Below are 12,264 nucleotides of genomic sequence, written 5' to 3' on the forward strand. Positions count from 1 at the left end.
GCATTCGGACAATCGAGCCGAACGTGAGGCCACGAACGGCTCGTTCGGTCCGTGTCATCGACAACTGGGAGTTTCCCATGACGAGTTACGGCAGTTCCCCTGCCGCGTCCTCCGGATCGCGCACCAACGGCATGGCGATCGCGAGCCTGTGCTGCGGCATCGTCGGGCTGTTCATCCTGAACATCATCCTGGGCCCGTTGGCCATCGTCTTCGGTGTCGTCGCACGCCGCCAGGCGGCCGGGAACGGTGCCGGGATGGCCAAGGCCGGCATCATCCTCGGCGTGGTCGCCGTGGTGCTGTGGCTCGTGATGCTGGCGGTCGCCTCCAGCAACGGCGGGTTCAGCTGGTACGTGGGCGGTTAGCGCCCCCTGGCGTACGACGGCGCGGGAAGCGCGTGCGGGTGGGCACCGGCAGGTCAGGGCCGGTGCCCACCCGCAGTGCTGTCCGGCCCCTCCTCCTTTCGCGGCGCCGCCCCACAGGGGTGGCCACATACCCCCCAGGGGTATATGGTGGGGGTCATGGACCACACCGCTCACGACTCGGCACATCACGCGTCGCCCCACGACGCCCGTGCGGGCGCCTCCTGGGGCACGGCGGTCAAGGCGACCCTGCACTGCCTCACCGGCTGCGCCATCGGCGAGATCCTCGGCATGGTGATCGGGACCGCGCTGCTCTGGGGCAACGTGCCCACCATGGCGCTGGCGATCACGCTGGCCTTCCTGTTCGGCTATTCCTTCACCCTGTTCGCGGTGGTGCGGGCCGGGCTGGGCCTCAAGGCCGCGATCAAGGTGGCCCTGGCCGCCGACACGGTCTCGATCGCCGTGATGGAGCTCGTCGACAACGCGATCATCGCCCTCACGCCGGGCGCCATGGACGCCCACCTGTCCGACGGGCTGTTCTGGTCGGCCCTGCTCGGCGGCTTCGCGGTCGCCTTCCTGGTCACCACGCCGGTCAACAAGTGGATGATCGGGCGGGGCAAAGGACACGCCGTGGTGCACGCCCACCACTGACCGGCCCCCACCCCCGGCCCCCGGCCCACGAGATACGGGCCGGGGGTATATTGCCCGTGTCGTCCACGACGGAGGTCCAGTCACCGTGGCCGCGAGCCGGTACGCACGAACAGCGGGTGCCCTGGGGCACCTGCTGCTCGTCGTGGTGCTCGCGCTCGGCGTGTTCGTCATGCACACCGTGGGCCACCCCACCGAGGCACACGGCTCCGGGGCGGGATCGGCGTCGCACGGGCCGGCCGCTCCGGCCCAGCCGGCCGTGGGGGAACAGCCCGCCGCGCACGGCTCGGAGGACCTCCCGCACGCCGCTCCCGCGGGACACGCGGCCTCCACCGACCAGCCCGCCGGCGCCGGGGACATGGCCTCCCTGTGCGTGGCCGTCCTGCTCGCCGCATGGGTGCTCACCGCCCTCGCGCGGGCGGCACGGGCCCGTGCTCCCGACCGGCCGGCGCGGCCGCGCCCCCGGATCGGCGCGGTGCCCCGCCCCGACCCTCCGCCCCCCGGTCCCGATCCCATCCGGCTGTCGGTCCTCCGGCTGTAGGCCGAGACACCCTCGCGGGTGCGCTCCTCGCGCTCCCGCCGTCTCGCACGCCCGAAAACAGTCCGAAGACCAGACGACACCGAGGTGAAAGACCACCATGACCGCCTTCACGCGCGCCCGCCGCGCCCCCGCCCGACGTTCCGCGGCGGCCGGCCTCCTCGCGGCGGGAGCCCTGCTGCTGTCCGCCTGCGGCACCGGCGACGACACGAACGGAACCCACCACGGCGGCACCCGCCCGTCCGCCACCGCCGATGCGGGACCGGGCGCCGGATCCGGCGCCCCGGCCGGATCGTTCAACGACGCCGACGTCCGGTTCGCGCAGCTGATGATCCCGCACCACGAGCAGGCCCTGGAGATGTCCCGGCTGGCCGACGGCCGGGCCTCCGACGCGGAGATCAAGGACCTCGCCCGGAGGATCGAGCAGGCCCAGGACCCCGAGATCAAGGCGATGAAGGGCTGGCTCACGGCCTGGAACCGGCCCACCGCCGCGCCGTCCCCGACGGGCGCGGGCCACGGCGGCCACGGCGGCGGTCACGGTGGTGACGGCATGCTGAGCGCGGCCGACATGACCGAGCTCGAGGCGCTGAAGGGCGAGGCGTTCGACAAGGCGTTCGCCCGGATGATGATCGACCACCACGAGGGCGCGATCACCATGGCCGAGGACGAGCAGCGGGACGGCGAGAACCCCGACGCCAGGAAGACGGCGGAGGCCATCGTCAAGGGCCAGTCCGCCGAGGTCCGGCAGCTGCGGGACATCCTCGACCGGCTCTGACCGGCCGTTCCAGGGCCGGGCCCCGGGCCACCGGCCCGGGGCCCGGCCCCCGTCGTGCCGTCAGGCCGCCGTCCCCACCGGCGGGTTCGCGGGGGCTGCGCGGACGACGCGCCGGCGGCGGGCCGGTCCCAGGACCGGGTGGGCGACACCCCAGGCCGCGCCCTTGCAGACCAGTTCCTTGTAGAGGGCGGCGAGCCGGCCGGTCAGGGCCGCGTCGACGGCCCGGTCGTCGGCGGTGACGTACTGGATGAGGCCCTGCCTGCGCCCCAGCGAGACGCACTGGTTGAAGTACCTGATCGGCACGTTGGGGAGCTTTCCGCCGGTCAGACGGGCCGCGATGGCGTCGGCGGCCTGCCAGGCCATGGGCACGCCCGAGGCGCAGGACATGCGCAGCGGCTTCCCGCCGGGCCCTGTCGCCAGGGCCGCGTCGCCGATCGCGTACACGTCCGGGTGGGAGACCGAGCGCATGGTCCGGTCGACGACGATCCGGCCCGTGCCGGTGACCTCCAGGGCGGTGGCCCGGGCGATCGGGTGGACGGCGAAGCCCGTGGTCCACACGGTGACCGCGGCCGGGACGCGGGTGCCGCCGGCGGTGGTGAGGTGGTCGGGCGCGACGGAGGTGACCTCGGCGTGCTCGTGGACGGTGATGCCGAGCTCGTCGGTCACCTTCCGCAGGTGCCGGCGACCCCGGGGCGACAGCCAGTCGCCGAGACCGCCGCTCGCGGCGAGGGCGACGTCGAGGTCCGGGCGGGCCTCGGCGATCTCGGTCGCGGCCTCCAGGCCGGTGAGACCGCCGCCGACCACGACGACGGGCTCCCCGGCACCGAGGCGGGCCAGGCGCTCGCGCAGCCGGAGCGCTCCGGAGCGGCTCGCGATCTCGTGGGCGTGCTCGGCGGCACCGGGCACGCCCCGGTCGTCCCAGCCGCTGCCGAGCGCGTACACGAGCGTGTCGTACTCCAGCTCCTCCCGCCGCGGCTCCCCGGGCCGCGGTCCCCCGGGGCCGGGCGCGGGCGCGGTGACGGTGACGGTCCTGCGGTCGACGTCGACGGCGGTGACCTCCGCCAGCTTCAGCACGACGCCGGTGCCCCGGAACATCGCGCCGAAGGGCCGGGGCCTCAGCTCCTGCCCGACGGCGAGCTGGTGCATGCGGACACGCTCGACGAAGTCGGGCTCGGCGTTGACGAGGGTGAGGGCGACGTCGTCGCGGTGCAGTCGCCTGGCGAGGCGGCCGGCGGCGACGGCGCCGGTGTATCCGGCGCCGAGGACGATGATGCGGTGCTGCATTTCCTGGCTCCTGTCGTCTGCGGATTCACCCCTTGAACCGGGTGGTCCGCCGTTTCCTGACAGAAGCGGGGTGTGAAGCGGGTCACACCGTGACGGGGCGGGTCAGAAGAGCGTGGCCAGGGGTTCGCCGTGGTCGGCGGCCGCCCACCGCCGGGTGGCGCGCTCCAGCTTGTCGGGGTTGACCTGGCTGCGCAGCGCGGCGATGCCGTCGGGGGTGATCTCCAGGCTCATGACGCCGAAGACCCGGCCGTCGACGACCACCACGAGGCCGGGCCGCCCGTTGACGGCCGCGGCGTGGAGCGCGGCCGTACCGCCGACCACGGCGCGCTGGGCCTTGCCCGGCTTGAACAGGCCGCGCAGGAACTTCGCCACCGCGACGGCGCCCTCGAACGCCCTGGCGCGGGCCGGGACCTTGCCGCCGCCGTCGCCGACCGCCACGGCGTCCTGGGTGAGCAACCGGACCAGCGGTTCGGTCCGGCCGCTGGTGGCGGCGGCGAGGAACTCGTCGATGACCCGCCGCGCGGTGGCCTCGTCGACCTCCGCGCGGGCCTTGCCGGCGGCGACGTGCCGCTTGGCGCGGTGGAGGATCTGCTGGCTGGCGGCCTCACTGACGTCGAGGATCCCGGCGATCTCCCGGTGCGGGTAGCCGAAGGCCTCGCGCAGCACGTACACCGCCCGCTCGTTGGGGGTCAGGCGCTCCAGCAGGGTGAGGACGGCGTAGGAGACGGATTCGCGCTGTTCGACGGTGTCGGCTGGGCCGAGCATCGGGTCGCCGTCGAGCAGCGGCTCGGGGAGCCACTGGCCCACGTAGGTCTCGCGGCGGGCCCGCGCGGAGGCGAGCTGGTTGAGGCACAGGTTGGTGAGGACCTTGGTCAGCCAGGCCTCGGGGACCTCCACGCGCTCGGGGTCGGCGGCCTGCCAGCGCAGGAACGTCTCCTGCACGACGTCCTCGGCCTCGCTCGCCGAACCGAGGAGCCGGTAGGCCATGGCTTCCAGGCGGGGCCTGAAGGCTTCGAACCGGTCCACGTCCTGCGCGGTCAGGGGCATGGCCCGGATCCTAACGCCCGCCGTGCCCGCCCGCCGACCGGCCGCGATACCGCCCGGTGCCGTGGGTGCCGTGGGTGCCGTGGGTGCTGTGGGTGCCGTGGGTGCCGTCGGGCCGGGTGCGGTCGGGCCCGGTGCCGCCCGGGGCGAGGCGGCGGTAGGCGGCGCGGGCGTGGGCGACGCGGGACAGGGCGGTGCCGACGAGGGCGGCCCCGAGCAGGCAGGCGAGCCAGGTGGTGTCGCGGTGGCCGGCCCAGGTGAGGGTGCCCATGGGCGGGATGGCGAAGGCGTTGAGGAACAGCCAGCACAGCACGGCCGTGCCGGGGGCCGCCGTGAAGCGGGCGCACAGCCCCAGCACGGCGGCGAGCAACGACAGCGCGGCCAGGAACAGTCCGGGCCGGCCGTGTCCGACCACGCCGTTGAGGACCGCCACGAGCACCAGCGCGCCGCCGAAGGCCCCGGCCCACACCAGCGGCGTGGCCACGGGCCGCGGGACGGGTCTGACTCCGGTGCTCAGGGGCATCCACTCGATCATGCGGGCGGTTCCTTCCGCTTCCTTGCAGGGGGATTGTGCCCCCGCTCTGGTACCGCCGGGCGCGGCCGGGGGATGTGACGTCTTTGTCCGGGCGTCATCCGGCCGTTCCCGGCGTGCGGCGCCCCGGTCCGCTCACCCACCGGCGGGCGCGGCGCTCTCCAGGGTCTCCGCCGCGGGGGCGGAGGCGGTGCCGCGGCGGTCCAGGCGCCGGGCGAGGGGCTCGGTCCAGCGGGCGGCCAGCGGGCCGACGACGACCAGGATCAGGACGTAGGCGGTGGCGAGCGGGCCGATCCGCGGTTCGGCGCCGACGGCGAGCCCGGCGATGACGATGGAGAACTCGCCGCGCGCGACCAGGGTGCCGCCCGCGCGCCAGCGGCCCGGGGGCGAGATCCCGGCGCGGCGGGCGGCCCAGTACCCGGTGGCGATCTTCGTGAGGGTGGTGACGGCGGCGAGGGCGAGCGCGGGCACCAGTACGGGCGGGATGTCGGCCGGATCGGTGTGCAGCCCGAAGAAGACGAAGAACACGGCGGCGAACAGGTCCCGCAGCGGGGTGAGGAGGCTGCTCGCGCCCTCGGCGACCTCGCCCGACAGCGCGATGCCGACCAGGAAGGCGCCGACGGCGGCGGAGACCTGCAACTGCTGGGCGATCCCGGCCACCAGGAGGGTCAGGCCGAGCACGGCCAGCAGGAGCATCTCGGCGCTGTCCGAGGAGACGGCGCGGCTGACGAGGCGGCCGTGCCGCAGCGCCACGTACAGCACGGCGCCCACGGTGCCGAGGGAGACGAGCAGGGTGAGGGCACCGCCCGCCAGGCTCACCCCGGCGAGCAGGGCGGTGAGGATGGGCAGGTAGACCGCCATGGCCAGGTCCTCCAGGACCAGCACGCCGAGCACGACGGGTGTCTCGCGGTTGCCGAGCCGGCGCAGGTCGCCCAGCACCTTGGCGATGACTCCGGACGAGGAGATCCAGGTGACACCGGCCAGGGCGACGGCGGCCACCGGCCCCCAGCCGAGCAGCAGCGCCATCGCGGCCCCCGGCAGGGCGTTGAGGACGAGGTCCACGGCTCCGGAGGGGTACTGGGTCTTGAGGGTGGTGACGAGTTCGGAGGCGCTGTACTCGAGGCCGAGCAGGAGCAGCAGGAGGATGACGCCGATCTCGGCACCGGTGGCGACGAAGTCCTCGCTGGCCCGCAGCGGCAGGATGCCGCCCTGGCCGAAGGCGAGTCCGGCGAGCAGGTAGAGGGGTATGGGCGAGAAGCCCACCCGTCCGGCGAGGCGTCCCAGCAGCCCCAGCGCGAGGATGATCGCACCGAGTTCTATGAGCATGGCGGTGGTGTCGTGCACGGGCGTCTGACCTCCGGTGTTCGGGTCTGCGGCGTCTGTGCCTTTGCGGGTGCCGACGGGCGGGCGCGGGTGCGCCGGCCCGTCGTGAGGTGCGGGCGGGTGGGCGGTGTCCGGACGGGCCGGCTGCCCGCGGGCGGGGATGCGGTGCGTGGCGCTGTGCGGCGCGGCGGCCCGGGGGGCCGCCGGACGGGCGCGGCGGGCGGGGCGGCCGCGGCGGGCGGACCGGGACGGCTCCGGGGGCGGGCCCCTGGGACGGCTCCCGGGACGGTTCGGCGGGTGACGCGCGGGACCCTCGCCGCACGGGACCTCGCTGTGCGGGACCCCCGCTACGGGCGGGGCCGCCGCACCGGCGGACCGGGCCGCCGGGAGGGGACCCGGGCCGGGCGGTGGTGCCGCGTGTCACCGGCCCCGGCGGGAGTGAGCCCGCTCCGGGACGACCGCCGCGGCGGGGAGGAACCGCTCAGACGGCGGTGCGGCCGGTATCAGGAACGCCGTCACGGGCGGCGTTGCGCACGCGTACGCGCACCACTCGACCCATGTCACGCCCCCCTCACGCCGGCCCGGAAACGGGCGGCCACCGTCCTGCGACCGAGCACGCCCACGCTCAACAGAGCGTAAGGACTCGGTAAAGGAGTTTAGCGCACACCGGTCGACGATCTTCGCAAACGCGTTCGTTCCGCTGCGGTCAGCCGGTCCCCGACGGGCCGGTGCAGAAGGTGATCGCGCGCCGGGGCCCCGGCGCGCAGGGCGGGGGCCGACGCCGCCAGGTCGGGCGCCGTGCGCCGCCGACGCGGGCAGGGTGTCGGCGATGCTCCGGTACGGCCGTTCACGGCACGCGGTGGACGGCTCCTCACGCCGGGGGCGTCGCGCGGACCAGGCCCGTCTGGTAGGCGATGACGACGAGCTGGGCCCGGTCGCGGGCGCCGAGCTTGGTCATGGCCCGGTGGATGTGGGTGCGCACGGTCAGCGGGCTGAGCACGAGGTCCTCGGCGATCTCGGTGTTGGAGCGGCCCTCCGCCGCCAGGGCCATCACCTCGCGCTCGCGGACCGTGAGGTCGGCGAGGCGCTCGGGCGGGGCCGCATCGGCGCCGGGGGCCGGCGCCATGAGGAAACGGCTGATGAGGGAGCGGGTGGCGCCGGGTGACAGCAGGGCCTCGCCGGAGGCCACCGTGCGCAGGCCGGCCAGCAGGGTGTCGGCGGTGACGTCCTTGCCGAGGAAGCCGCTGGCCCCGGCCCGCAGGGCCTGCGCCACGTAGTCCTCGGTCTCGAACGTGGTCAGGATCAGCACGCGGGTGGCGGACAGCTCCGGGTCGGCGCACAGCGTGGAGGTGGCGGCCAGTCCGTCGGTGCCGGGCATGCGGATGTCCATCAGGACGATGTCGGGGCGGTGGGCCCGGGTGAGCTCCACCGCCTCCTTGCCGTCGGAGGCCTCGGCGACGACCTCCATGTCCGCGCAGGAGTCGATGAGGATGCGGAAGGTGGCCCGCAGGAGGGCCTGGTCGTCGGCGAGCAGCACCCTGATGCTCATGTGGTGGTTCCTTCCGGGAGGTGGGCGGCGGGCTGCAGCGGCAGTGCGGTGGTGACCTCGAAGCCGCCCTGGGGGCGGGGCCCGGCGCACAGGTCGCCGCCGATGGAGCGGGCCCGTTCGCGCATGCCCACCACGCCGAAACCACGGCCCCGGGCGGCCTCCGGCTTGCTGGGGCCGTCGTTGGTGACGGTGATCAGCAGCCGGGAGCCCGTGTAGGAGAGCCGTACGTGCGCGGCCTCGGCGGCGGCGTGCTTGGTGACGTTGGTCAGGGCCTCCTGCACGATCCGGTACGCGGTGAGGTCGACGCCCGGCGACAGCGGCTGCGGCTCGCCCTCGGTGCTGACGGCGACCTCCAGACCCGCCGACTCGCACGCCGAGACCAGCTCGGGCAGCCGGGCCAGCCCGGGGGAGGGCTCCAGCGGGCCCGTGCCGCCGGCGTCGTCGTTGTCGCGCAGCAGGCCGAGCGCGGCCTTGAGCTCGCGCAGCGCGGCGGAGGTGGTGCCGGTCAGGTCGGTCAGGATCTTGCGGCTCTGCTCGGGGCTGGTGAGGGCGAGGTGGGCGGCCGTGCCGGCCTGGGCGTTGGCGAGGGCCATGTGGTGGGCCACCACGTCGTGCAGCTCCCGGGCGATGCGCACACGCTCCTCGGTGACCCGCAGCCGGGCCTCCTCCTCCCGGGTCCGCTCGGCGTGCTCGGCTCGGGCCTGTACGGCGTGCAGGTAGGCGCGCCGCATCCGGGTCATGTTCCCCGCGGCCAGGGGCAGCAGCAGCCAGAAGAACGGGCCGATCGTCCGCAGCAGCAGCGACAGGTGGTCCATGGAGTCGGCGAACACGGCCGCGACGGTCACCGCCAGCATGGTGACGAGGCCGTAGACGCGGAGGGTCTTGCGCGGGGAGACGGTGGCCAGCCAGTACAGCGCCGCCATGATCGGCGCCAGCAGCAGCGGGGTGAGCAGGTAGCCCTTCGCGACCGCCGCCACCGTGCAGGCGGTGTTGACCAGGACGACGGTGCGCGGGTAGGCGCGGTGCTTGAGCAGGAAGAGGCAGCCCACGCCCATGAGGACGACGCCGGTCTTGTCCTGGACCGGTGAGGTCGCGCTGGGCAGGGACAGGGAGGTGCCGTAGGTCGCGCAGGCCATCAGCGCCAGGGCCGTCGCCAGGTCGACGAGGAAGGGGCGGCGGTGGGCGAACTCCTCCAGGCGGTCCGCGTAGCGCCGTTCCGGGCCGGTGGTCATGGGGTCTCCGGTGGGTGGACTGTCACCATCGTGGTCGATTCGGGGCGGGGACGCCCGAGGGGCCGCCCGTGGCCTGCTCCACGGGCGGCCCCTGGACGGGACGCGTCAGGTGCGCGCCGGCTCCAGGTCCGGGGCGCTGTCCGGGGCGGGTGCTCCGCCCGGCCGGGTGAGGGCCTCCCCCTCCACGTCGACGCGGGGCAGCAGCCGGTCCAGCCACTTCGGCAGCCACCAGGCCTTGTCGCCGAGCAGGGCGAGCACGGCCGGCACGATCGCCATCCGGACGACGAACGCGTCGAACAGGACGGCCGTGGCGAGCCCGAAGCCGATCATCTTGATCATGGAGTCGCTCTCGCCGATGAACCCGGCGAACACCGCGATCATGATCAGGGCGGCGGCGACCACCACCCGGGCGCTGTGCCGGAAGCCGGACACGACCGCCCGCTCGGACGTCTCGCCGTGGACGTACGCCTCCCGCATCCGCGAGACGAGGAACACCTCGTAGTCCATGGCCAGGCCGAAGACGATGCCCACCAGGAAGATCGGCATCAGGCTCATGATCGGGCCGGTCTGCTCCACGCCGAACAGCTCCGCCCCGTGCCCCTCCTGGAAGACCACCACGACCGCGCCGAGGGACGCCAGCACCGACAGCAGGAAGCCGAGGGCCGCCTTCAGCGGGACGAGCAGCGACCGGAAGACCACCAGCAGCAGCACGATCGCCAGGCCGACCACCACGACCAGGTACGGCACCAGCGCGGCCTGCACCTTCTCCGCGATGTCGATGTTCATCGCGGTGGTGCCGGTGACCTCGTAGGTCGCGCCGGTGTCCTTCTCGACGCCGGGCCGCTCGCCCCGGATCGTCGTCACCAGGTTCTTGGTCTTCTCGTCGGTCGGCGCGGTCGACGGCACCACCGAGAAGACGGCGGTGTCGCCGGCCTCGTTGAAGCGGGCCGGGGAGACGGACACCACGCCCTTCGTGGCGCCGATCTCCTCGGCGACCGTGGCGGCGGCGGCCTTGGGATCGGCGGCGCCGCCGGCGTCCACGACGATGGTCAGCGGCCCGTTGAAGCCCGGCCCGAAGCCCTCGGCGAGCGCGTCGTAGGCCCGGCGTTCGGTGGTGGAGGTGGGCTTGGCCTCGTCGCCGGGCATGCCCAGCTGCAGGCCCGTCACGGGCACGGCCAGGGCGCCCAGGCCCAGCACGCCGAGGAGGAGCACGGGCAGGGGGCGGCGCAGGACGTACCGGGCCCAGCGGGTGCCGCCGTTGGTGTCGGTGCCCGCCTGGACCTGGCCGCTCCGGCGGGCCTTGCGGCTCAGTACGGCGTCCGGCCAGAAGCCGAGGAACGCCGGCACGAGGGTCAGCGCGATCAGCACGGCGACGACGACCGCGCCCGCCGCGGCGAGCCCCATCTTGGTGAGCATCGGGATGCCGACGACGGCGAGCCCGGCCAGCGCGATGACGACGGTGAGACCGGCGAAGACGACCGCCGACCCGGCGGTGCCGACGGCCAGCCCGGTCGCCTCCTGCGGCGTGCGCCCCATGGCGCGTTCCTCGCGGTAGCGGGAGACGACGAACAGGGCGTAGTCGATGCCGACGGCCAGGCCCAGCATCATCGCCAGGGTGCCGGTGGTGGTGGACAGGCCGAGCGCGCTGGCCAGGGCGAGGATCGTGGCCATGCTCACACCGACGCCGATGACGGCCGTCAGCAGCGGGAGTCCGGCGGCGGCCAGCGAGCCGAACGTGACGAGCAGCACCAGGGCGGCGATCGCGACGCCGATCACCTCGGCCGCGCCGCCCGGCCCGCCCTCCTCGGCGAGCGCGGTGCCGCCGGCCTCCACGGTCAGCCCGGACTCCCGGGCCTGGTCGATCGTCCGCTCCAGGTGGGCGCGGCTGGCGTCGGTGAGGTCGGCCGCGCCGACCTCGTAGGTGACGGTCGCGAAGGCGGTGGAGCCGTCCCGGCTGACGGTCTTCGCCCGGAACGGGTCGACGGCGCCCGCGACCTGCGTCCCGTCGCCCAGCACGCCGACGGCCTTCTCTATCGCCTCCTTGTTCTGCGCGGCGGTCACCTTCTGGCCGTCCGGCGCGATGAACACCACCCGGGCGGTCGCGCCGTCGGCCGCGGTTCCGGGGAAGCGCTCCTCCATCAGGTCGAACGCCTTCTGGGACTCGATGCCGGGCATCGAGAACTCCTCGTCGACGGCGCCCGGCGCCTTGAGGGCGCCCAGGCCCACGGCGGCCAGCACGGCCGCCCAGACCAGGGCGACGTACCAGCGTCGCCGGAAGGCCAAGCGGCCCACTCGGTACAGGAAAGTTGCCACGGCAGGAGGTCTCCACATCTGGGTGTCGATCGTCCGCCCAGCCTGTCCGCCCGGGGGGCCTCCCGTCGTCGTGCGGCTGCCGACAATCCGGGGTACTCGCCACGCAGTAGAACCGGCACCCGGGTCCGCCTCGGGTACGAGATTTCCCGGGCCTTCCTCCGCCCCCTGTGCTACCGTCGTTGTTGTTGCAGTTTTGGTTCCCAGAGACTTCGAGTGCTCTATCGACCTTTTGTCGACGCGAGCACTCTTTTTTGTTTCCGAAAATTTTCGGATCTCTCCACAGGGTGATCATTTCGGCGACTACGGGTCCGCAAGGTGCGGGCCCTGAGTACTGCCCCTCAAGGGAGATTCATATGGCTACCGGCACCGTGAAGTGGTTCAACTCGGAAAAGGGCTTCGGCTTCATCGAGCAGGAGGGCGGCGGTCCCGACGTGTTCGCCCACTACTCGAACATCGCCACCTCTGGCTTCCGTGAGCTCCAGGAAGGCCAGAAGGTGACCTTCGACGTCACGCAGGGCCAGAAGGGCCCGCAGGCCGAGAACATCGTTCCCGCCTGACGCGCACGCGTCTGCCCTGACCGGGGCCCGCACCCCTCGCGGTGCGGGCCTCGGCTCGTTTTCATCCGTTCCGGCTCGCTCTTGCGAATCCTGCGGCCCTCCGGTGCCGT

General features: G+C 73.9%; 11 protein-coding genes and 1 pseudogene. 5 read left to right on the forward strand and 7 right to left on the reverse strand.

Annotation, left to right across the window (positions count from 1 at the left end):
- Positions 1-77 precede the first annotated feature (77 nt).
- From AC07DA_RS12325 to AC07DA_RS12340, 4 genes are all read left to right on the forward strand, one after another.
- Positions 78-362 (forward strand): DUF4190 domain-containing protein, encoded by a 285-nt coding sequence (locus tag AC07DA_RS12325; RefSeq protein ID WP_479127154.1) that lies wholly within the window; start codon positions 78-80, stop codon positions 360-362.
- 156 nt (positions 363-518) lie between these two features.
- On the forward strand, positions 519-1,010 hold the full coding sequence (locus AC07DA_RS12330) for a DUF4396 domain-containing protein (protein WP_479127156.1): 492 nt from the start codon (positions 519-521) through the stop codon (positions 1,008-1,010).
- 85 nt (positions 1,011-1,095) lie between these two features.
- Entirely contained in the window at positions 1,096-1,548 is a 453-nt protein-coding gene (locus AC07DA_RS12335; RefSeq protein ID WP_479127158.1) for a DUF6153 family protein, read from the forward strand.
- Between the two features lie 97 nt (positions 1,549-1,645).
- The gene (locus tag AC07DA_RS12340) at positions 1,646-2,320 is read left to right on the forward strand and encodes a DUF305 domain-containing protein (RefSeq protein WP_479127160.1); all 675 of its coding nucleotides are present in this window, start codon (positions 1,646-1,648) and stop codon (positions 2,318-2,320) included.
- 60 nt (positions 2,321-2,380) lie between these two features.
- Here the strand turns inward: AC07DA_RS12340 and AC07DA_RS12345 are convergent, their stop codons facing one another.
- The 7 genes and pseudogenes from AC07DA_RS12345 to AC07DA_RS12375 form a co-directional block, all read right to left on the reverse strand.
- On the reverse strand, positions 2,381-3,604 hold the full coding sequence (locus tag AC07DA_RS12345) for an NAD(P)/FAD-dependent oxidoreductase (protein WP_479127162.1): 1,224 nt from the start codon (positions 3,602-3,604) through the stop codon (positions 2,381-2,383).
- Between the two features lie 102 nt (positions 3,605-3,706).
- Positions 3,707-4,651: an RNA polymerase sigma-70 factor gene (locus AC07DA_RS12350; protein WP_479127164.1), complete on the reverse strand. Its 945-nt coding sequence runs from the start codon at positions 4,649-4,651 to the stop codon at positions 3,707-3,709.
- A gap of 124 nt (positions 4,652-4,775) precedes the next feature.
- Positions 4,776-5,183: pseudogene (locus tag AC07DA_RS12355) on the reverse strand (hypothetical protein); the annotation flags it as partial.
- A 132-nt stretch (positions 5,184-5,315) separates the two neighbouring features.
- Positions 5,316-6,524 carry a cation:proton antiporter gene (locus AC07DA_RS12360; protein WP_479127166.1) on the reverse strand — a complete coding sequence of 403 codons (1,209 nt, stop codon included), beginning with the start codon at positions 6,522-6,524 and terminating at the stop codon, positions 5,316-5,318.
- 850 nt (positions 6,525-7,374) lie between these two features.
- A complete protein-coding gene (locus AC07DA_RS12365) occupies positions 7,375-8,052 on the reverse strand; it encodes a response regulator transcription factor (RefSeq protein ID WP_479127168.1) in 678 nt (225 codons plus the stop codon).
- On the reverse strand, positions 8,049-9,284 hold the full coding sequence (locus tag AC07DA_RS12370) for a sensor histidine kinase (RefSeq protein WP_479127170.1): 1,236 nt from the start codon (positions 9,282-9,284) through the stop codon (positions 8,049-8,051). Before AC07DA_RS12370 ends, AC07DA_RS12365 begins: the two co-directional genes overlap by 4 nt.
- Before the next feature lie 105 nt (positions 9,285-9,389).
- Positions 9,390-11,597 carry an MMPL family transporter gene (locus tag AC07DA_RS12375; RefSeq protein ID WP_479127172.1) on the reverse strand — a complete coding sequence of 736 codons (2,208 nt, stop codon included), beginning with the start codon at positions 11,595-11,597 and terminating at the stop codon, positions 9,390-9,392.
- 353 nt (positions 11,598-11,950) lie between these two features.
- On the opposite strand from AC07DA_RS12375, the gene AC07DA_RS12380 reads away from it, so the two are divergent.
- The gene (locus AC07DA_RS12380) at positions 11,951-12,154 is read left to right on the forward strand and encodes a cold-shock protein (RefSeq protein ID WP_003991681.1); all 204 of its coding nucleotides are present in this window, start codon (positions 11,951-11,953) and stop codon (positions 12,152-12,154) included.
- The last annotated feature ends 110 nt before the right edge of the window (positions 12,155-12,264 follow it).

The sequence above is a fragment of the Streptomyces sp. NPDC044921 genome (genome assembly GCF_056432865.1).